The sequence below is a fragment of the Winogradskyella sp. genome (assembly GCF_965228925.1).
GTDB lineage: Bacteria > Bacteroidota > Bacteroidia > Flavobacteriales > Flavobacteriaceae > Winogradskyella.
In genome coordinates this window covers 2,891,047-2,912,883 of record NZ_OZ245845.1, presented here as the reverse complement: position 1 = coordinate 2,912,883, position 21,837 = coordinate 2,891,047, and the positions used below count along the sequence as shown (strand labels likewise).

At 33.2% G+C, this 21,837-nt stretch carries 26 protein-coding genes; all 26 read left to right on the top strand.

From position 1 onward, the window contains the following. Window positions 1-16: 16 nt before the first annotated feature. The 26 genes from ACO052_RS12030 (at window position 17) to ACO052_RS11905 (ending at window position 21,710) form a co-directional block, all read left to right on the top strand. Window positions 17-370 carry a hypothetical protein gene (locus ACO052_RS12030; protein WP_422104013.1) on the top strand — a complete coding sequence of 118 codons (354 nt, stop codon included), beginning with the start codon at window positions 17-19 and terminating at the stop codon, window positions 368-370. A 30-nt stretch (window positions 371-400) separates the two neighbouring features. Next, a complete protein-coding gene (locus ACO052_RS12025) occupies window positions 401-871 on the top strand; it encodes a YHS domain-containing (seleno)protein (protein WP_422104012.1) in 471 nt (156 codons plus the stop codon). 11 nt (window positions 872-882) lie between these two features. After that, the gene (locus ACO052_RS12020; protein WP_422104011.1) at window positions 883-1,236 is read left to right on the top strand and encodes an SPW repeat domain-containing protein; all 354 of its coding nucleotides are present in this window, start codon (window positions 883-885) and stop codon (window positions 1,234-1,236) included. 163 nt (window positions 1,237-1,399) lie between these two features. Beyond that, window positions 1,400-2,503, top strand: a complete 1,104-nt coding sequence (locus ACO052_RS12015; RefSeq protein ID WP_422104010.1) for a hypothetical protein — start codon at window positions 1,400-1,402, stop codon at window positions 2,501-2,503. A gap of 200 nt (window positions 2,504-2,703) precedes the next feature. After that, complete coding sequence (locus tag ACO052_RS12010; protein WP_422104009.1) at window positions 2,704-3,276, top strand: Crp/Fnr family transcriptional regulator; 573 nt, start codon at window positions 2,704-2,706, stop codon at window positions 3,274-3,276. 63 nt (window positions 3,277-3,339) lie between these two features. After that, window positions 3,340-3,768, top strand: a complete 429-nt coding sequence (locus ACO052_RS12005) for a carboxymuconolactone decarboxylase family protein (protein WP_422104008.1) — start codon at window positions 3,340-3,342, stop codon at window positions 3,766-3,768. A 142-nt stretch (window positions 3,769-3,910) separates the two neighbouring features. Further along, window positions 3,911-5,482 (top strand): leucine-rich repeat domain-containing protein, encoded by a 1,572-nt coding sequence (locus ACO052_RS12000; RefSeq protein WP_422104007.1) that lies wholly within the window; start codon window positions 3,911-3,913, stop codon window positions 5,480-5,482. Between the two features lie 374 nt (window positions 5,483-5,856). Continuing rightward, complete coding sequence (locus tag ACO052_RS11995; RefSeq protein WP_422104006.1) at window positions 5,857-6,294, top strand: hypothetical protein; 438 nt, start codon at window positions 5,857-5,859, stop codon at window positions 6,292-6,294. Window positions 6,295-6,338: 44 nt separating this feature from the next. Beyond that, window positions 6,339-7,631, top strand: coding sequence for a DMP19 family protein (locus ACO052_RS11990; RefSeq protein ID WP_422104005.1), 1,293 nt, complete (start codon window positions 6,339-6,341; stop codon window positions 7,629-7,631). 71 nt (window positions 7,632-7,702) lie between these two features. After that, window positions 7,703-8,299 (top strand): hypothetical protein, encoded by a 597-nt coding sequence (locus tag ACO052_RS11985; protein WP_422104004.1) that lies wholly within the window; start codon window positions 7,703-7,705, stop codon window positions 8,297-8,299. Window positions 8,300-8,302: 3 nt separating this feature from the next. Further along, window positions 8,303-8,971, top strand: coding sequence for a hypothetical protein (locus tag ACO052_RS11980; RefSeq protein WP_422104003.1), 669 nt, complete (start codon window positions 8,303-8,305; stop codon window positions 8,969-8,971). 133 nt (window positions 8,972-9,104) lie between these two features. Next, window positions 9,105-9,632: a hypothetical protein gene (locus ACO052_RS11975; RefSeq protein WP_422104002.1), complete on the top strand. Its 528-nt coding sequence runs from the start codon at window positions 9,105-9,107 to the stop codon at window positions 9,630-9,632. 17 nt (window positions 9,633-9,649) lie between these two features. Beyond that, window positions 9,650-10,642: a hypothetical protein gene (locus ACO052_RS11970; protein WP_422104000.1), complete on the top strand. Its 993-nt coding sequence runs from the start codon at window positions 9,650-9,652 to the stop codon at window positions 10,640-10,642. Between the two features lie 80 nt (window positions 10,643-10,722). Continuing rightward, a complete protein-coding gene (locus ACO052_RS11965; RefSeq protein ID WP_422103999.1) occupies window positions 10,723-11,643 on the top strand; it encodes a hypothetical protein in 921 nt (306 codons plus the stop codon). Between the two features lie 58 nt (window positions 11,644-11,701). Beyond that, window positions 11,702-12,241, top strand: coding sequence for a helix-turn-helix domain-containing protein (locus ACO052_RS11960; protein WP_422103998.1), 540 nt, complete (start codon window positions 11,702-11,704; stop codon window positions 12,239-12,241). Between the two features lie 270 nt (window positions 12,242-12,511). Beyond that, window positions 12,512-13,348 carry an alpha/beta hydrolase gene (locus ACO052_RS11955; RefSeq protein WP_422103997.1) on the top strand — a complete coding sequence of 279 codons (837 nt, stop codon included), beginning with the start codon at window positions 12,512-12,514 and terminating at the stop codon, window positions 13,346-13,348. Window positions 13,349-13,574: 226 nt separating this feature from the next. Then, on the top strand, window positions 13,575-14,096 hold the full coding sequence (locus ACO052_RS11950) for a hypothetical protein (RefSeq protein WP_422103995.1): 522 nt from the start codon (window positions 13,575-13,577) through the stop codon (window positions 14,094-14,096). A gap of 136 nt (window positions 14,097-14,232) precedes the next feature. Next, window positions 14,233-15,786: a PQQ-binding-like beta-propeller repeat protein gene (locus ACO052_RS11945; protein ID WP_422103994.1), complete on the top strand. Its 1,554-nt coding sequence runs from the start codon at window positions 14,233-14,235 to the stop codon at window positions 15,784-15,786. Between the two features lie 71 nt (window positions 15,787-15,857). Beyond that, a complete protein-coding gene (locus tag ACO052_RS11940) occupies window positions 15,858-16,385 on the top strand; it encodes a hypothetical protein (protein WP_422103993.1) in 528 nt (175 codons plus the stop codon). Window positions 16,386-16,479: 94 nt separating this feature from the next. Then, entirely contained in the window at window positions 16,480-16,902 is a 423-nt protein-coding gene (locus tag ACO052_RS11935; RefSeq protein ID WP_422103992.1) for a hypothetical protein, read from the top strand. A 26-nt stretch (window positions 16,903-16,928) separates the two neighbouring features. Then, complete coding sequence (locus tag ACO052_RS11930; RefSeq protein ID WP_422103991.1) at window positions 16,929-17,699, top strand: hypothetical protein; 771 nt, start codon at window positions 16,929-16,931, stop codon at window positions 17,697-17,699. Window positions 17,700-17,713: 14 nt separating this feature from the next. Then, window positions 17,714-18,787 (top strand): hypothetical protein, encoded by a 1,074-nt coding sequence (locus tag ACO052_RS11925; protein WP_422103990.1) that lies wholly within the window; start codon window positions 17,714-17,716, stop codon window positions 18,785-18,787. Between the two features lie 206 nt (window positions 18,788-18,993). Further along, entirely contained in the window at window positions 18,994-19,611 is a 618-nt protein-coding gene (locus ACO052_RS11920) for a hypothetical protein (protein WP_422103989.1), read from the top strand. Between the two features lie 142 nt (window positions 19,612-19,753). After that, complete coding sequence (locus ACO052_RS11915) at window positions 19,754-20,158, top strand: hypothetical protein (RefSeq protein WP_422103988.1); 405 nt, start codon at window positions 19,754-19,756, stop codon at window positions 20,156-20,158. Window positions 20,159-20,239: 81 nt separating this feature from the next. Then, a complete protein-coding gene (locus tag ACO052_RS11910; RefSeq protein ID WP_422103987.1) occupies window positions 20,240-20,767 on the top strand; it encodes a hypothetical protein in 528 nt (175 codons plus the stop codon). A 175-nt stretch (window positions 20,768-20,942) separates the two neighbouring features. Then, a complete protein-coding gene (locus ACO052_RS11905) occupies window positions 20,943-21,710 on the top strand; it encodes a hypothetical protein (protein ID WP_422103986.1) in 768 nt (255 codons plus the stop codon). Window positions 21,711-21,837: the final 127 nt, after the last annotated feature.

Below are 21,837 nucleotides of genomic sequence, written 5' to 3'. Positions count from 1 at the left end.
TTAAAAACACATAAAGATGAATATTAAAGAACAAGTACAAAAAATGGATGCCATAGTTTCTCAAGGCGCCATTGTGGATGCTGTAAAAGAATTCTTTGCAGATAACGCAAACACATCAGATTACGGAAATGGTGGAACCACTGGTAAACCAGAAATGATTGCTAAAATGAAAGATTTTGCAGGTGCAATTGCAAAAGTAAATGGCATTACACATCATCATTCTATTGTTGATGGAAATGTATCAGCATCAGAGTTTACATTCGATTTCGATATGAAAGATGGTAGTAAAATTTACTGGCACGAAATCATTCGTCGAATTTGGAATGAGGATGGAAAAGTAATTCATGAAGAATACTTCAACGCAGCATAACACATGCAATAATCATAAAAAATTATAAAAATGAAAACAATAAAAACAACAATCGCAATTGTGGTAGTTTTATTTGCTACTTCAGTATTTGCCCAAGACAAAATGGCAAATAACATTGATAACAGTAATATTGCTTTACAAGGTTATAGCCCTGTTTCTTACTTAGATTTAGGTTTAGCACAAAAAGGAAATAAAAATTTCAAATCCGAACATAAAAAAGTCATATACTACTTTACATCAGCAAAACAAAAAACAACATTTGACAAAAACCCTGAGAAATACCTTCCGCAATATGGTGGTTTTTGTGCATTTGGGTGTTATGCTGGTGCAAAATTTAGAGTTGACCCAAACAAATTTTTGATAAAAGATGGAAAATACTATTTGTATTTAAACAATGTAGAACTCGATGCAAAACAACTTTGGTTAGCCGAAAACAATCATGCTAAATTAAAAAGTGTTGCTGACAAGAATTGGAAGACCCTTAGCAAGACTCACAATTAAAAACTAATATCATGACATTTGTAACCAAAAGAATACATGCTTTTTTAGATTATCCTGTTGCTATAGCATTAATAGCACTTCCCTTTCTATTTGGATTGGGAAGCTCTAATCCTTTAGCTTTACAACTTTCAGTGGCAACTGGAATAGCTGCTTTTATTTTGACATTACTTACTGACCATCATCTAGGAGTATTTAAAGTAATTTCATACAGAACGCATTTAATTGTAGATTTCATTGTCGCCATAGTATTTATCATTGCACCATTTGCTTTATCTTTCGAAGGAGTAGATGCCTATTACTATTGGATTAATGGAATTGCAGTTATAACTGTAGTTAGTTTGCATAAATCAGAGTTAACCGTATAAATATCATTTAAAAAACGTTCGCCATCAAGGCGTGTAACAATGGCGATTTGAATTTTTATTCAAGTCGCTTTTTTTATATTTTGTATTTTTCTGAACAGAAATTAGGCGTTTGTCATTCGCTACTACTCATGGACGAACACGTCGCCTACATTATTAAAATTTCATGTGGAAAAATAATCTTGTAATTTTAGTTCTATTAACATGTATTCAAAATAGTTATGGTCAAGACTTTCCTGCCGACTTATCTGGAGTAAAGATTCCAAAGCCCGAAGAAATTATGTTCGAGGAACACATCGACTTTTCCAAGGTAAAATCGATGGTCACTCTCATCAATAGAAATACAAATGTTCAAGATTTTGATACCTTATACATAAAGCACTATAATCAAGATGGATGGTTAGAAAAAGAAATTAATTTTTCAAATAACCAACGGTGGAACATTACTACGAATACCTATAGCGACGGTAAACTTGTAAAAGGCACATGGCATAATTTGACGAAAAATAGTAGAACAGAATTGAATTATAATTACAATACCGACGACCAACTTACTAACTTCAATAGAAAGGAAATTAGCTTAAAAGATAATAAAGTTCTGGACGAGCATAATATGATTGTACATTATGAAAATGGTAAACCCATCGAGACCACTAAAAAAATAGCGTATTCGTCCTTATCGGGTAATTATAAAACAAAATATAGATATAGTGATAGCCTCTTAATTGAAACAAAAAGTATTAACGGAAAGACCAAAATTAATAATAGTTCTAGATTTGAATATGATGAACTCGGCAGAGTTGTTCAGCGTAGTAGTTACATAGAATCAGAGTATTACAAAGTCCCTCATCTTCAAGCTCGCAGTTCTTATACATACAACTCGAGAGGTTTATTGATTTTGGACTCACTTGTTCTATATGATTCAAAAATGACAAAAGTTACACGTTTTAAATACGACCAAAACGAAAGACTTGTATGGATGAAGGAGCACATTCAGAAAAAAGGGAAAGACAATTACTTAGAGTCTCATTTTAAATACGAAAATGAAAAGTTAATTGCCATAAATTCTGTTCGCGTCAAAAACCTAGATTACGTTACCTGGCGCATTCCAATTTGTAGGAAACTAGAAAAGAAGTCTATAGGGAAGCCCAAAAACGCTAACATCATTTACACTTACGATGAAAAAAGCAGTCGTATTGGAACGGAATATACATTGGAGGATGATTCTGGTTGTAGCCAATGGAAGCATATCATAGAATACAGAAATTAATTAAAAATTAGTATACAACGGCTGGAGCAATAATGATTTAAGCGATGTAATGAACGGATTATCAATAAACAAAGGTCAATACAATCCCAACAGCTATCGGGACGAAAGCTTCGTGAGTAGAAATCCCTGTCTGCCGACAGGCAGGCGCTACTACTTATCAACGAACGCGTTATCTACAATTTGAATTAACAACTAAAATCTTGAAAGAATTACTAAAACATCTACGCGCGTATATTTTAATATCTGAAAAAGAGTTTCAGCAAATCGAAATGTATTTCGACTATTTTGAGGTTAAAAAAAAGCAGAATTTAAATGCCTTTAAAAACATTTCGAAGTACAACTTTTTTGTAGTCCAAGGGTGTTTAAATATGTATTTTATAAATGACAAAGGAGAAAATCAATCTATTCAATTTGCTATTGAAAATTGGTGGATGAGCGACTTATTAAGCTTATATCGTAATAAAGAAAGTGTCTTATATATTCAAGCTGTAGAGGATTGTAAAATAGTGTCTATTTCAAAAGATAATCAAGAAAAATTATTCACTGCGTTTCCTAAAATAGAACGCTATTTCAGGATTATTTATCAAATTGCTTATGGTGCTTCATTATATCGAATCAAATACTTATATCAAGGGTCAAAAGCAGAACGTTATTTTCATTTTGTAAATCATCACCCTAAATTTGCTCAACGAATTCCACAATATCTTATAGCGTCATTTCTTGGTTTAACACCCGAGTATGTTAGTGAAATTAGAGCAAAACACTTTTCTTAAACAGGTTTAAGAAGATTGGTCTTTTTTGTATTGACCTTTGTTGATATTAGAATTTATATCAAAATGGAACAAAGAGTTAATATTTATCAGTCCGAACCTAAAGCATACGAAGGCATGTTTGCTTTAGAACAATTTCTTAATAATTCACCTTTAAGTAAGCAACAAATTTCATTAATCAAAATGCGTGCCTCCCAAATTAACGGCTGTGCTTATTGCATTAATATGCATACCGAAGAAGCTATTAAGGCAGGTGAAACACATCAACGCTTGCACATGCTCAATGCTTGGAAAGCATCGAACTTGTTTTCAGACAAGGAAAAAGTCTTACTCAAAATCACAGAAGAAATTACATTGATTCATCAGAATGGCTTAACTGATAAAACATACCAACGCGCTCAACATTTATTTAATGATAAGACCATTATCGCAGTCATCATGGCCGCAACTACTATAAATGCTTGGAACAGGATAGCTATAAGTACAAGAATTTAGTGGATAGTAGAAGAATCTATAAGCTCAATTTATTGTTACCACTTCACGTTGCTCTTATCACCCTAATTAGCTATTTTTAGGCTATAGCGAAATTATAACCGATTATTGCAACAGAAACATTAACTAAAACAAAAACTTCTAAATGCTTCCTGAATTAGAACTCACAGAATCAGATGAACTAGGTTATTACATAAAGTTTAAAGATTTATTTACGGATTTTGCATCTTTTTATAGGAAAAGTAAAGATCATTATATAGTGATTAATTTTAATTTCACCGACGAAGACACGCAGCCCAGTGAGACACAGCTTAAAACTCATGAAATCCTTGTGTCGAGCGCAAATCAAATGATGGAGAGCATCATTCAATACCTCAAACAGGACGAAGAATACTTTATCGATTTTCATGGTGTTTACAGGGTAATTGAGCACGAACCTTTTTACATCAACGAGAAAGAGTACAACTACACAAGCAGAGAAGGATTCCCATTAGTTAAGGAAGTTACAGAGTTTATAAACCATTTTACTATAGACGCCATAAATATTAGTCATTCAGATGAAGACAATATCGCCTTTATAGGGTTTACAGGTTCATGTTCGTGGGAAACCGAACATGGTTTTGGAGTAGCATTTCACGGTGCTACACTTTTGCATGTCGCCGACTGGGAATATGGTAATAGTCCTCATCGGGCCAAAAGTAAAGACGAAAATGACCACTTTTTAACCCAATATTTCACAAAGTTCCACCTGCTTGAAGATTTGGACGAACGCAAATCGCGGTTAGCTAAATTAAGTCAGTCCATTGATGTCGAAAACACTGCACCTTACCAAAATATTTTTGATTGGTTAGTAAATCTTAAAATGATCTATGGTTACAGAAACAGGCCTTCTGATTTAACGGCTGAGGAAACCATAGTGCTCTTGAGCGAAATTAAAGAGCTTAGCTTTCACGGAAACCATATTGATCAAATTCCAGAAGAGATTAGTCTATTAGAGAACTTAACATCTTTGCACTTGTCATTCAATATGCTGAAGACTTTTCCTTTGCAAGTCACTAAACTAAAGGCATTAAAAGAACTAACAGTCGCCAATAACAAGATAGAGCATATACCTGCAGAGATTTCGTCTTTAAAAAGTTTAACATCTTTAAGCCTTGATGGCAATAAATTAGAATCAATTCCAAAGGAAATTGGATTACTAACCAACCTAAGGCATTTAGATTTAGGATCTAACAAGCTTTCAAGCTTACCTGAATCATTTTCGAATTTTAAGCATTTAGAAGAACTAAAATTGAAATATAATGCATTTACAAGTTTACCGGATTCTGTTTTTAGTATTAAAAGTTTGAAAAATCTAGATGTCTCAAGCAATCAAATCACAACGCTCAACCAAGCGGTTAGCCAACTTAAAAATCTAGAGTCACTCGATATAAGATTTAATGAAATTCAGAAGTTCCCCGAATCGATATTTAATGAAATACCAGACTTAGGTTGGCTTCAAATTTCTGTGAATCAAATCAGTTTGGAAGACTTAAATCATATTAAAACACTTATACCAGAGAAAACTAATTCTGATATAGACAGTGCCATCGACTGTGTAATAGATGTCTTAAATAGAAAAAAAGAGCAGAACAATAGTATCGAAGATCAAAATGAATCCACTAAACTTGAGACTCCGAACAAGACTATTAAAAAATGGTGGGAGTTTTGGAAATAAGACTTTGCATAGCGAAAATCATGTTTGGTATGGACATAATCCAAGTGACTTGCACGACATTAAGAATGGGGTGAGCTGCAGGTTTTTACATGCTTTCAAAATAAAATTTATCATAATCAATTTTCATTAATCGAAACGAAAAGAGCATTTCTTTGGGTTCAATTTGTTGCGACACCAGAAACCTATCAACTTAACTTGCCGAAATTCACGGAATTTGTGGAGAGCATTGAGCTTCTAGAATAATTCCAGTGGCTAATATCACGTATTTGTCATTGCAAAGGAATTTACTATCTTTCGATTAAGCCTGAAAAATGATCGACTGTTCCCTGAAAACATATATATAACAAGTATTGTACAGCATTTGAAAACCACTTATGAAATTATCTGAAAACAATAAGAAATCACTTTTAGTATCCATCCATCAACTCATTGAGGAAAATGCAAATCATACTGTGAATGACCTTGAGCATAAAAGAACCAACCGACTAATTAACTATCCTTCAAATGGAGGACTTACGGAATCGGAGCAATCGGAATTGGAAAAACTGGAAATGAATCCGGATTTAAAAAGTGCCTTAAGGAAAGTATTCGCCAGTAATACCGCCGATGTCTTTTTCGCTGTACTTAATATCATAGATGGAACGGCTGATCCCACTGTTGAATTTGGAGAATGGGAAGACATTATGTTGGTTGACTTTGATGAGGAAAATGAAGTTGAATCAATGCTTCATGACGATTTTTATGGAACTTATTGGGATTGGAAAGACAAAAGACCAGACCCAGGTTGGACATTGGACTTGTTAGATGAATAAAAAACGCGGTGCAAAATGGCTATAACAATGAATAGACAAAGTGAATGAAAAGAATACTAACCATTTCAATTATAATGATAGACCTATTAAACCTCTTCGGTTGCAAGGCTCAAATCGAAAATGATCCCTATTGGGAATTTGATAAAACCAAACACTTCCGGCCTGAATTAAATAAAGGTGAATTCTTTAAGTTAAGCGGTTATGATTTTGGATGGTTCGTTCTTGAGCCAATGTCAAAATTTGTAAAGAACAAAGCACAAGAAATTGAACGCGGAAAATCATTATCCTACGGTCAAAAAGCACTTTATTATTGGTGGTATTTAGATGCCGAAGTCACAAACGGTGGTTTTGTACAATTCTACTACAATGGTTACGGTCCCTATATTCCCACAATAATTAAAGGGTTAAAACATATTGGCGATACTGAAATGACAAACCTAGTCATAAAAGCAGATAAAATCTATCAAAAAAACAAGAAGTTAATAAGCAAAGCACAAGAAAGAGATTCGTTTGGTAGCGATCTTTACGATAGACTTGACCAATTATCCTTACTTGATGACAAATACTACGAACTCAATGAAAAGACAATGTCTTTGATAGAAAATTACATTCGTAAACATCCAAATGAAATATGCATTGATGAGGATGGAAACGAATTTGACTTAGACTTTTCTGGTGAACTTAAGACTTACCACTCAAATAAAAGTGTAAAGGAAATAATCCCACTTGAGAATGGAACTGTATCAGGTACTTTCAGAAGTTACTTCGAAAATGGGCAACTAAAAGATGAAATCCATTATCTAAATGGAGAACAAACAGACATAAGAACAGAATATTATGAAAATGGAAATAAGAAGTTTTCAGTTACAAAATCCCAAAACCCAAAAGGGAATTTGCACTCTCATTACTACGAAAACGGAAATCTAAAATCCACAGAAGTTTATATTACGAAGGATGATAGAGATGGGAAATGGATTAAGTATTATCCAAATGGTCAAATGAAAAGTGAGACCGAATTTGTTAATAAGAAATTTTTTGTACAAAATTGCTGGAGAGAGGATGGGACCCAGATTCTAAAAGATGGTACCGGTTTATACATAAATGAGAGTACATATTGGGAAGGTTTTACTCAAAGAAATGAGCAAGAATACTTAAACTATAAAAGACATGGAAAACAATATACTTATAACAACGATAAACTGTCTTTATATCAAGAAATGAAGGAAGGAAAAGAACATGGAATTACTAAAACTTACGATGATGAGGGAAATCTCAAAGAAGAAATAGTTTATGAGAATGGTGTCGAAAAATCGCGAAAAAATATTAAAACTAAATAAGCACTAGAGCTAGTAAGGGTTATAAGTAATCACCATACAACTACTCATAACCGAGACCCCTGGCAACAACAATGAGCAATCAATATTTTCAAAATATCACTCTGACTGAATTTCTGAAATCAGAATTCAGGAATAAGAAAACACCTAATGGAATAGGAAATAGAATTGGCGCTTTTTTTAGCTTGTTTCCTTGTTCTATTTATAATTACCAAATAAGAAAATCTTGGAACGAACTCTATAATTCTATCGAAAAGAAATTATTGAATTTCTATCCCGAGTTAAATTGTGAATGGAATGGTGAAAAGCCAAGTATTTTAAAACTTGTATTAAATCAAGATGAAGAAAGAATTGAATTTAAGTTTAACAAATGTCATATCGGAATTACCACAGACTCTATTTATTTTTTCCCTTATAAAACAGCGGATTTAGATTCTCCTTTTTATAATACTCTAGAAAAACCCTTTAGAATTGTATACAATCCAAAAGCAAAGAAAGACAAATATTCAATAATCAATACAATTTCAAACTTAATAGCAATCCAAGAAACTGATAAACAAACACATTTGACTTTTCAATTAAAAGAATTAGAAGAAGAAACGGTTCTAATAGTTAACAAAAAATTGCAGTTGCCGTCAACGATTGCAACAAGAACACTCTCAACACTTTGAATAATGAACATCAGAATTCCTTTTGTCATAATTTTTTTAATCTTATTAGGTTGCAGTGACCCATCATATCAAATTACTAAAGAGGGCATAACTAGAAGCGAACCGATTCAAGACGGATTTGACTTGATTGAAATATTTGTAACGGAATTTAATGAAGAAGGAAGACCTCTTAAGTATACTGATGGGAAATCGGTCTTTTGCGGACCGACAAAGAGATTTTCTGGACATTTAGGTGAACGGGTATATAATCAAAAAGAAAAAAGGTTGATTTCCGTAAATCGTAAGAAAATGGATACCATTATGGCTTTGAACGGAAACACACTCGGCGGGGAAGGTCACAATAAAAGAATTACGGAATACATCCATAGCAAAAACCTCATCGACAGTATCATCAATGACAACTTTCCTTTTAAAGCTCAAAGAAAAATCAGATTTTTTGAAAAAAGCGAAAATTACAAATGGGTATTCACCAAAGAAGGAGTGGCCGATTTAAAGTTTTATGATTATTCTAAAAGTGTATTCGAGAAGCTTCCTATGCAATTGGAAAAAGGACAATGGTATATGTTGAATTTTTCAAATGCTTCAAACATTATTGACAAAGTGTTTTTCAGAATCAAGAAAAATGGAGACATCGAACAGTTTGATTACTATAAAGTAATATTGGGAGTATAAAAAACTACAACCAATAATCTATAACCACAATTTGCTTCACCAGTGGCATTGCCTGTGTCACTCTAATTATTTACTTTTAGACTATAGCAGAAAACTATAGTCGAGCCTGTTGTAAACAATTTAAACAAAACATATGGACAAATATAAATCTGTTTTTGAAAAAGGGAATCAAAACTACATTGATGAATTGCATAAAATTGACTGGTTTCAAAATCCTTATATCAATGCCCAAGACATGGAAAGTGAAATCATGGAATGCTCTTTCCTGCCCTATTTAGCCACGCGATTAAGGCAAACGGGTTATACTTTAGATTTTTATGGAACTGAACAAGTAGAACATATTTTTGATTGCCTAAAAAAAGTGCTCAAAGACCTTGATTATGAAATTAATGAGCACTCGGTTTCAATAAAAATAAATGATTATTCAGAGCATGTTGAAATCAATTTTGATGAATTTGAAGCAGGAGAAGGTGATGATAGTTTTGTGGCGACTGTTGTAAATCCCTTTTTGAATAAAGCAGGATTAGAATATCAATTCTATGAAATGCCACCCGATGATGAAACAGCCAGTTTTATTTTTGTTACACCAGAAAAATATAAACTAGCTATTGAAAAAGGTTTGATTCCCGATTTTATGGGATATTATGCGGTAAACTATTAAAAAACGTTATCATCCGTATGACAAGGCATATAACTGTAATGAACATTCTTTTGCTTTTTGGCTTTCTTTATGGTTTGACGGCTTGCGAAGACAGTGTAAAAAAGGCCATTGATTACAATAAATATCATTCAGAAATTATATTGGCAGAAGCATTAATTAGCCAAGAAAAATATGAAGAAGCATTAATTCAATATGAAAAATTATTTAGCGAATATGACTTCATTTTTCTTCGGGATTATAAAGTTGCTTCCCAGATTTTTTTTCTTATTGGAGAAAAGGAAAAAGGGTTGACTTACATTAAAAAAGCAATCTCCAATGGCTGGGAATTAACAAATCTCAAAGAACAAAAATTTTTAAGTAAAAATCTACTTGCTTCTGATTGGGAGACTATTGAAAAGCAGTATGAAGATTTGCACAATCAGTTTTTAAATAAGATTGATTCAGCAATAAAAAGTAGAGTCCGCTCGATGTTTGATAAAGATCAGAAAATTGCGTATAAAGCCTTTATTATTGAAGATGAAATAGAACAAGAAAAATTTATTACAGAAAATTTCCCTAAACACAGTGAAGAACAATTGGTTAATTTAATTGAGATTATGGAAACTAAGGGTTACCCAGGAGAGTTTTTAATAGGGAATGATTTCTGGGTTTCAACCATCTTGAGCCATCACAATTCTCAAGGCGTTGACTATGTCAGAAATGATACCCTTTATGATTTCATAAAGCCGAAATTGATTCAATTCTTAAATGAAGGGTATATATCCCCGTATGAAATTGCTTTAGCCGAAGATTGGAAAAAAACGACGATATCAGAATGGAACGAATCACCCTATGGTTATCTTAATCCTCCCAACACATCAAATATTTCTCAAGTAAATAAAACAAGAACAGCCATTGGATTAAGGACTGTAGAATTGAGAAATAAATTGATCGATATTGAAAGAAAAACGGGAATGCATCTTTATTTACCCGACTGGGTTGATGGCAAAATAAAGATCGAAGAAAAATAAAGAGTTGCCAAGAATAATAGTCACAATTGGCTGTCTTCGGGGCGATACAAAACCTTAGCTATAATCAAAACCAATACCCAATGCGAATAGCTCTGATTGTATTTTTAGTTTTAATGACCTCTTGTAAACAAGCAGGTACAGACTGGATTGATCGATCTAAGCACCAAGGCCTATACGATATAAACTATTCCGATGCTTTTGAAACCTATTGTACTGAAGCGCATCCAAAGCATATAAAAAACACTATTGGAAATCTTGAACAGGCCAAGGTATATTTCGACAAAACCTTTAATGAAAATTTAAATTTTGCTGTACTATTTGTAGATGACACCAACTGGAACACCTATGCATTTACACCGCCACCTGGAATGCCCCAAGCACTACACCAAGGGAATATCATCTTGGGATTGGGCAATTCTGTCATGGCCATAAGAGCTAAAGAAGGGCTCAAACAGGTACCCGATCCCCAATTAAAAATACTCAAGGAGCATTTTGGTGAAGAACTCGATCTAGACTTATTCTTCAGAGATGCGCTAGCCCTGCACGAGCTAGGTCATTTATATCAATTTTATAAAACGGGGAAAGGCACGCAAAGACACTGGTTAAATGAAATTTTTGGCAACCTTTGCCAAGTCGCTGCTGCGAAGAATTTAGACACTCAAGATGTATTTCATCGCATGGACGTTTATCAATTGTTTCTCATTAACTCCAATCGGTGGGGAGAGTTAAAATTCAAAACCTTAAAACAATTTGAAGATGATTATTTTGAAGTATTAAAACAAGGTCGAAACTACGGGTGGTACCAAAGTCAATTCTATCTTAAAGCCAAGGAATTATATTCAAAATTCGGAGATGAATTTCTGAATGATTTTCGTGATTTCCTGATTGCCATTAATCCCGAGAACGCCGGTAAGATGAACGACAAAGAACTCGAAAGGCTCATGATAAAAACATTTGAAAACCAAGTATTAGACATTTTAAAATGGGAGCACGAAAGCTAGAAAGGCACCTAGATAGTCCAGCGTTGTTCTTAATTTTGACTAAAATACTGTTTGTTTAATGAACCAATATAAATATATAAGCAAAGCCCGAATAGAGAGCAGAATTACCCAAAAAGAGCTTTCCGAAAAAACGGGGATTTCATTAAGAACCATTCAGCGTATTGAAAATGGCGAGGTTGCTCCTAGACCATATACCATAAGAACAATAGAACAAACACTGGGAATAAAGGACTATCTAGAAGTTGAAAAAACTAATCCTGCCACTCATTATTCTTTTTTAAAATGGATTTTTGTCTCATCACTCTGCTTACCTCTACTCTATTCGATCATTGCATTAGTCTATTGGAAGCATCTAAACGTCCAACAGAAAAATATGGCTAATGCCTTGAGAGGTATTGTATACCTTAACCTAATCACGAGTTGTTTAGCCATTCCGATGCTTGTGGTGGTAACAGCCTTGATCTTGCGAAGCTTTGATGCACCTACGGTAATGAGATTTTTGCCTTTATATATTCCTATTTATTGGTTTTATGCCCTCATTAACCTTTGGTTTACATTGCATCGTTTAAATCATATTCTTCAAAAAGAATCAATTTAAAAATTTGATTTTCAATGTTTTAAAAACATGACGTTTAAATGACGTCCAAATGACTCCTAGAGTTTTACCAATCTTCTAATTATAATTTACTCCTTTATCAAAAAGGGAGAAACATGACTACTTTTTTAGCACTTTTGGCAGTATTCGTTTATACCTCAGCAAAATGCCAACATATTATTTCTAAAGGTTATAAATATTCGGTTTGCTTTTGTACGTGCTGTGATGTTTTGGTCTATAAAAAATTTGAAATACTATCTAAATATTAAAAACATGAAAAAAAAACTCATTATCACACTTTTGTTTTTGTTTTCAATTATGGCAACAATTGTAATTACAGTATACTTAATTGACACGTCAGAAACACCAAGCACATATAATATTTACCATATAAAATCCACAATTCTTTCTGAAGAAAGGGAAATAATAGTAAGAACTCCAAGAGGTTACGAAGAACAGGGATCGACACCTTATCCTACGATCTATGTGTTTGGAGGAAACGCTTTGACATATTCAATTGTAAATGATCTGGATTTATTAATTCGTACAGGTTATTCAAGACCAGCAATTGTGGTTGGAATACCTAATATTAACCAAAAAACTAGACAAAGAGATTTAACGCCTCCTTTCCTTAAACAAGATTTAGACGAAAGTAATTCCCCTCTGGGTAAAGCGGATGTGTATTTAGAATTTATAGAGACTGAAGTTATTCCTCTTATTGAGACCAATTACAAAACAACTCCCGAAAGAATTGCCGTTGGACATTCTAGAGAAGGATTGATGGTTATGTATTCACTATTAGCAAAACCCAAACTCTTTAATGGTCATCTATCGCTAAGCCCTGCACTGTGGAGAGAAGACAATCTCTTTGTGAAAAAATTCAGAGGTTTTATTCAAAATAATGACACAATTGCTTCTAAATTATTCTTGACCTTGGGTGATTTAGAGGTAGATAAAATGAAACATGCTTTTGATATGACAATAGATGTTCTTGACAAAAACGCTGCAAAAGCACATTTTAAAAGCTTGTACTTTCCAAATGCTAATCATGCAAGTAATCCTTTTTTAACAGCGCCTATGGGTTTAGATTGGATTTTAAAGACTAAATAATAGGGTATATTAAAAAACGGCGATTTAATATTCTTACCTAAAGTTAGTTTTGTAAATTGAAGTCTGAGCTGCAAGCCACAAGAGCCTCAAAGCAGGCAGCTAGGTTGATAGGAGACTGTTCGCAGTGAACATAAAAAACCTATAGGCTAAATGAAAACAGCTACTCACTCATTTTGAGTTAGTGAACAGTCAAAGAACGATTAGATTTGAAATAAACTTGAATTACATGAAAACATTTGGGCATCTATTTTTGATTTTACTTCTGAATTTCAATTTGAGTTTATCACAAACTAAATCTGAAATTGACGCCTTGCTAAATGGAATTTCCAAAACTGAAAACTCGAAACACATCATAAAAACAGAGCAAGCGGAAAAAATAATGGTCTTTGGAGAAAAAGCTTTACCAACACTTGCTGATTTTTTTTCTGACCTAAATCTTACAACGGTAGAATCTGACTGTCATGAACGACATCTGACTAAAGGAGAAATTGCCATAATTATGGCGGACCAAATTAGCCGGATGCCTTATGCGCTTTTGACCGGTGTTCAGAACTGCACTCTTGAATTTTGCAAAGACAATTCTAATTTAATAGAATACTATTTTGATTGGATAACTCGTGATGGAGTTTCGCAATTTAAAGAGAAATATATAAGTTGGCTATCTAAAGATTGGATTAAAGGCGTAAAGGGAAAAGAAAGACGCAAAAGGAAAAAGATAATAGATGAATGGAAAAATGCCAGTAGATAACCTTAAACAAGCACAATTCCGGTACAATTTCCTGCTAGGCAATTCAAGCCGAATTGCTAAAGTCAGTTTTTAATGCGACATTTAAGTTCACCAAACGCAACTGACGGTTCTACCCGACCGTTGCCCATAATTAAATATGAATAAAAAGAGAAACGTATTACTAATTCTGCTTTTGCTGATTTCTTTTGGAGTTGGCACATACTATATTCTTGAGTTCGATGATGGGGAGCCCAATATCACCCAAGTGGAGATTACGAATATCTCCGAATTGCAAATCGATTCTGTTTTCACCAAGAGTATCGATTTTAAATCTGAAGTGATTCAGTTTAATAAAGATACAACCTTAAAATTTCAGACCAACTTCAAGACAGGACACGTCAAACAAGGAAGTCTTAAAGGGTATCTTACAAAAAACGCTGATGGTTATACCATTAAACTTAAAAGCAAAACACCTATTACTACACCGACAATTAGAGATGATCATCTCTATGTATCAGGAGGTTTTGGAAGTAAATCGTACTTCTGTTTCAAAGTTAAGGATGGTAGTCTTGTTTGGGCGCTTGATCTTGATGATGATGGCCCCTCTTCTGCTGTTATTTCAGGTTCACTTCTTATTTTTAATACGGAATCTTGTACGATATTTGCTGTAGATCGGTTCACTGGAGACCTAGCTTGGTCCTATTGGTTAGGTGACCCTTTGCTTTCCACTCCCGTTGTCTCCGAAAATCGCGTTTACACGTCTTATCCAAGTGCGAAAGTGTACTCGGATAAAACGCTAACCAAGAACTATAAAAAGATAAAACCATCTCATCCATTCATCTGTCTAGATGCTACAAATGGGGAAATTATTTGGCAAAAATGGCTCGATGGGGATGTTTTGAAATCACCGGTGATTGTCAATTCTAACATCTACTTAACGACGTTTCCCGGTACTTTATATAAAATGGATAAAACAACCGGTGACATCCTGTCTTGTATTTCATTGAGCGCAACATCACAGCCAAGTATTTTGAATAATCGAGTTTTAATTACGAAACGTTCAGATGATTCAACGGGAATTAAAGAATCAATTGCGATACTAGATGCACCATCATTAAACTTCATAAAGGAACTTGAAAAAACAGATGCCCCATATCTCGATTATTCGGTTCAAAAAAAATCAAAATTGAAATTAGAATCAGACAGCTTAGACTTGGGTAATGGTTTCTTTGGAGGTGCACCGGTAACTTCCGGATGGGAATTAGCAAGTTTAAACATAGGACAGTCTAATGTAGCATCACTTCAGTTGTTTCAGCCATCTTTGGTAGCCGCTCATGAAAACAATATCATTTGCTTAATGGGAGATGTGATTAAATGTATTGACCCGTTAAACGAAAACGTGCATTGGAGCTATAAAATTGATATCGATCAGGCTAAGGAAGGTGGTGCTGTTGCAAGTACGCCCATAATTGTCGGTGATAAGCTGGTAACGGTAACCCTGAAAGGAAAACTCATCATCTTAGATTGCAAAACCGGAAGCGTTCTGTTCGAAAAAGAAACAAAAAAAACGGTTCGTTCAAGTCCCGTAGTAAAAGGAGGAACAGTGTTTATTCCCACGACTACCGGTGAATTAATTAGCATTAATACGAATATCAGTGGTCTTGACGATTATCCGATGTTTATGAAAAACTCCGAGCACAATATAAATTAAACACTATGACAAAATCATAGCCGCCTAACATTGGCTGCTTCATATACTAAACGTTAGCTATAATTTGACCTATGAAACAATATGTGAAATTTTGGGAGAAGGATGAAGATTCTGGCAAAATTGAGGAATATAATTACCAACCAGCAATATCTGGAGAAATAGAATTGGACAAAATATCCGAACAGACGAATATCCTTAAAATCTATTTTAGAAAAATCAATACACTTAGGAAAAGTGCAAGATTTTTTGAGTTGTTTGATGGGAGTACTGAGATAATGCTTGCGAACTTTCCCGTTAAAATAAATGACTTAAAAGAACTTGATAAAACTACAATTGAAATAAAAAAAGGCTGGTCTGACAAACAGTTATTTACAATGCTTAGCGTAAGAGATGGTGAGCCAATAAATAATTCAAAAATTAGTTTCTCTTTGAATAATGACTATAGCTTAACGATAAATTGGACTGGAAGTTATCCCTCATACCAGTCAGACAATGATATTGGTAAGTTAGAATTAAATATTATTGCTTTCCCAAAAAAGAATGTCGTGACACCTTTATGCAGTAACGATAAGGAGCTGATAGAAACTTTTGAAGATTAAAACAGTAGCTAAGGATGTATAACCACAATTTAACGGCATATGTTCGCTTCGTTCGCATCATTCGAAAATCATAGCCAAGATCATTGTACTCAATATGAAACTTACATTTGCTAAATATGTTTTTCTTGTGACCATGCTGTGCTCTTGTAAGGAAAATACAGTTTGTGAGAATTATAAGATCGGTGAATTTTATGAAATCGTATACAGTTATCCTGTAATAGGCAAAAAAGTAAAACGAAATGATAGTACCCAAGTTTCCATAATAGTATTAAAAAATGGAAAGGCAACGCAATCCTCAAAAGATTTCTATACCATTAAATGGATTAACGATTGTGACTATATTTTAAAAAATGATGAATCGAAAATGGAAATGGATGAAGACCTACAAGAAATAAATCGTAACGGTGGATTTTTATATGAATTTCAATGGAGGGACAACACTTACTTGTACTATAATTGCACGGTAAAACTGGATAATTATGAATCAAAATCTGAACATAAAATACGGGTTGAATAAATACAATGTACCACGTTACCTATAATATGAAAAGTAAAGTGCAACAATTGAAAATGTGGATACTAATTTGGCTATCGATTATGTATTCATGTGACCACAATAAAAAGTTGACGGATACTACTACCAAAGCCTTGACTGGTCTAGAAATACGGCTACCTTTTGAATCTTCAAATAAGGTTTATGAAAATGAAATCAATTTTGAATTGCACAATCTTCAAGGTGAAAAATTGGAATCTAAATTTGATACAGTTACCAAAACCGGTGGGCATATAACATATGCTTTAGAGAAAGGGAATTATAGCTATTCGATAAAAACACCATTTAATGAAGTCATTAAAAGACACATAACTATTGAAAAAGATACAGCTTTGTATTTTTATGAAGCTTGCTTCCACAAGGTACAAGTCTTTTCATTGAATGACTTAAAAAATGCTGAAAAAATCAATATTTCAGTGACCTATGAATTTGACCAGCATCCTAAAGATGACATAGAAATAAAAAATATCGAAAGGCAATATGTTATAAATTTTAAAGAGCGTGACAGTTGGACTGAAAAAATTCCTATTGATAGTTTTCAAGCGATAAACGCTGTAAAAAGATTTGAAAACGCTATTGCACGAATGCATAAGCATAACGTAATAGGATCTGAGAACTATAGTTATATGACGGCTTCACAAGTTTTTATAAAATATGACCATAAACTCTATGAAGTCCATAACATAAAACACGATTCTCTTTTAAAAGCTACCAACGAATTAAAACAGAGCCTTAAAAAATATTATAGGCAACAACTTTAACTTTAACAGGATCAATGAATTACAAAATTGAAAAATTAACGACTATCAATGCTATAGATAGCATCTTATATTTAAAACTTGACAATGACCTTATCAGGGTTTTAAAGTTTCATGACGAAAAATTGGTTTTAGAAAACTACAACAGTATTGAATATAATTTCATTGATAGTATTGAATTTCAAATAAATGATATCGTATTCGAAAAAATCTATGATTTTCAATTTTTTCCTGAAATTGAAAAATTCTGTATTTGTTTTGGAGACGTAGTTGCACTTTTTAATAGAGGCGGTAGCATCTTCTTAAAACATAAGAGGGACGATGGTATTTTGAGTTCATATTTTGTAGACCATCAAACACTATATTTAGAGCTATATGAGTTTTCAGGCAATAGAGCACTTGGGATATGGAACATGGCCTCAAATACAATTAAAGAACTTGAACTTGAATCTTATGGTCATTATAACAGAAATTTTAAAATAGAAAACACAAATACGATTCTATACGGTACGGCGAATGCTTATTGGTGTGGTGTTCATCTCCATGTTTTAAGTACAGAAAAAGATACCCTTTCATATATCAACGAAAAGAATCTAGTATGTGGAAGACATGAGATAGAATGTTATGCGATTTCAATTAATAGCATTGGGGATGAGTTCTTAATTATCACCGAAAATGATAATGGGAAAATTCCATTTTTATGTTATTATTCCATTTTTAATCAATCTCAACCAATTGCTGAATTTAGACTATTTGAACACAGCAATATCTTAAGTAATTATCTGGACACATCATTTTTGTTAGATGATATTCTACTCGTAGTAACCCGAAAAAAGATAGGCCTACTAAAGCCTAGTATGGATTCTAAAAACCAGAATAATACTTTTAATCTAATTAAAAGAGATGAAAATTCTTGCTATACGTTAAATAATGAAAAAGGTCAATTTTTGTGCATCAGGGATAACCAAATCTATAGCTATACCATAAATGAAAAGTCTTTTGAAATACCTGTAGAAAGAAAACATAAAATGAACAATTTTTTGTCAGATATAAAAAAGGGGGAATTTCAAGTCAAAGAAGTCGGAGAATGAAACTTGAGCGAACAATAGAAATGAGACGAACTAAATTGAGCTCGCGAGATTCATGTTCTAAGGCAACCTTCTGGCAAGTTGCTAAGGCCGGTCCGCATAGAATGTATCACTCAAATTAATTACTTTTGGCTATGGCGGAAATGACCGCACAGTATAAATCGCAGAACCTAAGCCATTTTAAGGCAATTTAAACCAAGTCATAGCGCATGAAATACTTTATAGCCTTAGTCATCTCATTAATCGGACTTTTCGTTTTTGGAATAATTTTGGAAACAGAATATGCGCATGAATTAAAAACTGTGTTTATTTTTTTAACCCTCCTATTCGCTTTTTTATGGGAATACTCTGTTCTGGGGAAAATATTTGAATCCGATTTTAAATTGAGAAGCCAACGTAAATCGATCGGAATTTTCGATATTGGATATGCGCTCTGTTGGACACTTTTTATCCTATTCTTGAGTGACCATAGTGAATCTCTTGTTTATCTTGTTTTTGCCTTTTGGGCCATACCTTTTGCAGAACTTATGATGTGGTTTGTTTACAAAAAGCAAAAGCCATTTACTCTTTTCATAAATGGAGATGAGCTCATCCTAAACAATCGCTGGACTCAAAAAAGAAATCTCACCGAACTAACGCAAATACGATATGATAGGTTCAGTAAAAATTTAAAGCTTTATTTTAAATCGAAATCCCATATCCCAATTAAAACAAAGGAATATCATGTTGATGATATTCAAAAATTATTTGAAATACTCATCGAGAAATCCGAGTACAAAGTTTCTATTCCCCAAAATTATGAGCCAAAACTAAAAAACAGCAACTAATATCGATTATAGAGCATTATACCTAAAAATTCTTGCAGCTGTAGGGATTGGGAGTCAAAATTACTCATGGTCATGTTACAAGGTGAAAATCAAACCTTTCATTAATAATTTTAACCCTATATTAGAGGTATAAACCTTTTAAATGAATAAACTATCCTACTTAATTCTTTTAGCAATTTTGATGAGTTGTAATTTTAAGGATAAAAAGTCTGATGATTCAGAAATAGCCATTATTAAATTTTGGACCATCACAGAACTTCAGTTTAATAATGAAGATATAACCTTAGACGATTGTACGAAACAAGATTATTTAGACATTCGTACCGATGGAATCGCCCTATCATTTCATTGCGAATACTTTGAAGTTGACTCGATACCATCCTATCATACGCATAAGCTGAACTGGACAAAACGGAATGACAGTATGTATAACGTATTCAGTGACGATAAAAGTGTTAACGGTAGTCTTTACTTAAATGACTCTGGACTGTTAGAAATGATAGTCCAAAAATCAGACAATAGAACTATGAAGGCAGTTTTTAAATAATGATAACAAAATTTGCGAATACCATTAACCGAGTACACCTCATATCTAAGATAAGCTACTTCAAACTTCAATCAACAACTCATGTGGGAATGGAATTATATCTATGGAGCAATTATAGTTAAAGATTTTAATGCATCCTTTGACATTATAGAATCTTTAAAGAAAGATAAAGAATACCCTTTCATAAATACCAATATGTTCAACTTTGGTGAAATTGAAATTCCTTATTATTATGATGATATTATTTTGACTTTTGGAGCTACGTACAAGAATTTTGGGTACGATAAAAAAGATTGGAAGGTATTTATCCTAAAAATGGAGCATATACTCCGAAAAATTGGATTCCAAAGTGCGCAATTTCACGCTTCTGGTGTTTTTGATGATGTCGTGTTATATTGGCATAAAATCGAACACGCCAACTCACATTTAAGTGATAACTATTACAAAGAAGAATATGATTTAATAAAAACGAATGAATGGTATTTCGGATATGGAGAAAGAAATTTACATTTTGCAAGATTGAACTCAAAGAACTATTCGAAACTAGATCTAATTTATCCTATTGATTATAATAAAGACATCATAAGAGAATTTGTCGATAGGATATAATTTATATTACAAGGAGCATAGCGCTTTATTCCTGTCTGTTTATTATCCTTATGAGACTTAAGAATGCGGGCAGCCAAACTAGTCCATATCCTTCAAATTAATTAATTTTAGACTACAAGGATAAACGACCGTTATACTTTTCGGCAAAAGTCATCCAAAACCATGAACAGCAATAATGAAAACCATACGTCATCTAGTATTATTTTTAGTGACTAATTTAGGAGTTCAAGGACAAACGGACGCACTGTTTTCAGATGTAAATAAGGCTCAAAAGTTAAGACTAAAGCACACTTTTAGCGAACAACGCGATTCTGTTTTCTCTAGTTTTGATACCGCAATCAATGCACTCTTGAGTTCAAGCGAGGTATGCCGAGAACTTCCAGACTCGACAAATCATTATTTTTTGGTCAACAAGCTCAAAGACATCTCCCCTAAAGCTAAACATATTTCGATCGGACAAAAATTGGCTTATGCCTTCATGAATAATATCGTAATTACTTCTAGTGGTCAAATTAAAATTTATTCATGGGATGACTTGGGAGGCGGATCGTATCATTCTTATACCAACTACTTACAATACACAGATGATAAAGGAAACTGTATTACTAATCCGATAGACACTAAGGAAGAAGATCCTGAAGTTGGTTATTACGACATTGTTCAGATTGACAACTATTACTTGGCTTTTGGATATGGTACTTACGGAGGAGGCAAACAGCATTTTCTAATTAAAATTTTAAAGTATCAAAATAACGCCATAATAGAGCTCAATCAACTTGAAATTGGCTCTAACCGCTCTCAGAATATCGATTTAAAATACAATTCAGAAGACAGCACCATATCCTATAAAGCCTATAAATTTGAAAGTGATGTAGGGTTCTACTCCAAAGATTATGAGACCGTGAATTTAAAATTTGAAAACGGTAAATTATTAAAAATATAAAGCAGCAAACAATAGCTATAAGCTACTCAGAAGTGTTGTTTTAGCGACCTGCTAATGCGAGTTCATACGGTATCACTCTAATAAATTAACTTTACTTCTAGCAGAAAATGATTCAGATATTAGTAAT

What these genes read in the sequence shown, in the direction of transcription:
- ACO052_RS11970 (WP_422104000.1), top strand. Translation starts at nt 9,650, where the DNA reads ATGACAAGGCATATAACTGTAATGAACATTCTTTTGCTTTTTGGCTTT.
- ACO052_RS11990 (WP_422104005.1), top strand. Translation starts at nt 6,339, where the DNA reads ATGAAAAGAATACTAACCATTTCAATTATAATGATAGACCTATTAAAC.
- ACO052_RS12030 (WP_422104013.1), top strand. Translation starts at nt 17, where the DNA reads ATGAATATTAAAGAACAAGTACAAAAAATGGATGCCATAGTTTCTCAA.
- ACO052_RS11945 (WP_422103994.1), top strand. Translation starts at nt 14,233, where the DNA reads ATGAATAAAAAGAGAAACGTATTACTAATTCTGCTTTTGCTGATTTCT.
- ACO052_RS12015 (WP_422104010.1), top strand. Translation starts at nt 1,400, where the DNA reads ATGTGGAAAAATAATCTTGTAATTTTAGTTCTATTAACATGTATTCAA.
- ACO052_RS11940 (WP_422103993.1), top strand. Translation starts at nt 15,858, where the DNA reads ATGAAACAATATGTGAAATTTTGGGAGAAGGATGAAGATTCTGGCAAA.
- ACO052_RS11915 (WP_422103988.1), top strand. Translation starts at nt 19,754, where the DNA reads ATGAATAAACTATCCTACTTAATTCTTTTAGCAATTTTGATGAGTTGT.
- ACO052_RS11905 (WP_422103986.1), top strand. Translation starts at nt 20,943, where the DNA reads ATGAAAACCATACGTCATCTAGTATTATTTTTAGTGACTAATTTAGGA.
- ACO052_RS11995 (WP_422104006.1), top strand. Translation starts at nt 5,857, where the DNA reads ATGAAATTATCTGAAAACAATAAGAAATCACTTTTAGTATCCATCCAT.
- ACO052_RS11975 (WP_422104002.1), top strand. Translation starts at nt 9,105, where the DNA reads ATGGACAAATATAAATCTGTTTTTGAAAAAGGGAATCAAAACTACATT.
- ACO052_RS12000 (WP_422104007.1), top strand. Translation starts at nt 3,911, where the DNA reads ATGCTTCCTGAATTAGAACTCACAGAATCAGATGAACTAGGTTATTAC.
- ACO052_RS11910 (WP_422103987.1), top strand. Translation starts at nt 20,240, where the DNA reads ATGTGGGAATGGAATTATATCTATGGAGCAATTATAGTTAAAGATTTT.
- ACO052_RS12005 (WP_422104008.1), top strand. Translation starts at nt 3,340, where the DNA reads ATGGAACAAAGAGTTAATATTTATCAGTCCGAACCTAAAGCATACGAA.
- ACO052_RS11985 (WP_422104004.1), top strand. Translation starts at nt 7,703, where the DNA reads ATGAGCAATCAATATTTTCAAAATATCACTCTGACTGAATTTCTGAAA.
- ACO052_RS12025 (WP_422104012.1), top strand. Translation starts at nt 401, where the DNA reads ATGAAAACAATAAAAACAACAATCGCAATTGTGGTAGTTTTATTTGCT.
- ACO052_RS11965 (WP_422103999.1), top strand. Translation starts at nt 10,723, where the DNA reads ATGCGAATAGCTCTGATTGTATTTTTAGTTTTAATGACCTCTTGTAAA.
- ACO052_RS11920 (WP_422103989.1), top strand. Translation starts at nt 18,994, where the DNA reads ATGAAATACTTTATAGCCTTAGTCATCTCATTAATCGGACTTTTCGTT.
- ACO052_RS11930 (WP_422103991.1), top strand. Translation starts at nt 16,929, where the DNA reads ATGAAAAGTAAAGTGCAACAATTGAAAATGTGGATACTAATTTGGCTA.
- ACO052_RS11960 (WP_422103998.1), top strand. Translation starts at nt 11,702, where the DNA reads ATGAACCAATATAAATATATAAGCAAAGCCCGAATAGAGAGCAGAATT.
- ACO052_RS11925 (WP_422103990.1), top strand. Translation starts at nt 17,714, where the DNA reads ATGAATTACAAAATTGAAAAATTAACGACTATCAATGCTATAGATAGC.
- ACO052_RS11955 (WP_422103997.1), top strand. Translation starts at nt 12,512, where the DNA reads ATGAAAAAAAAACTCATTATCACACTTTTGTTTTTGTTTTCAATTATG.
- ACO052_RS11950 (WP_422103995.1), top strand. Translation starts at nt 13,575, where the DNA reads ATGAAAACATTTGGGCATCTATTTTTGATTTTACTTCTGAATTTCAAT.
- ACO052_RS12020 (WP_422104011.1), top strand. Translation starts at nt 883, where the DNA reads ATGACATTTGTAACCAAAAGAATACATGCTTTTTTAGATTATCCTGTT.
- ACO052_RS11980 (WP_422104003.1), top strand. Translation starts at nt 8,303, where the DNA reads ATGAACATCAGAATTCCTTTTGTCATAATTTTTTTAATCTTATTAGGT.
- ACO052_RS11935 (WP_422103992.1), top strand. Translation starts at nt 16,480, where the DNA reads ATGAAACTTACATTTGCTAAATATGTTTTTCTTGTGACCATGCTGTGC.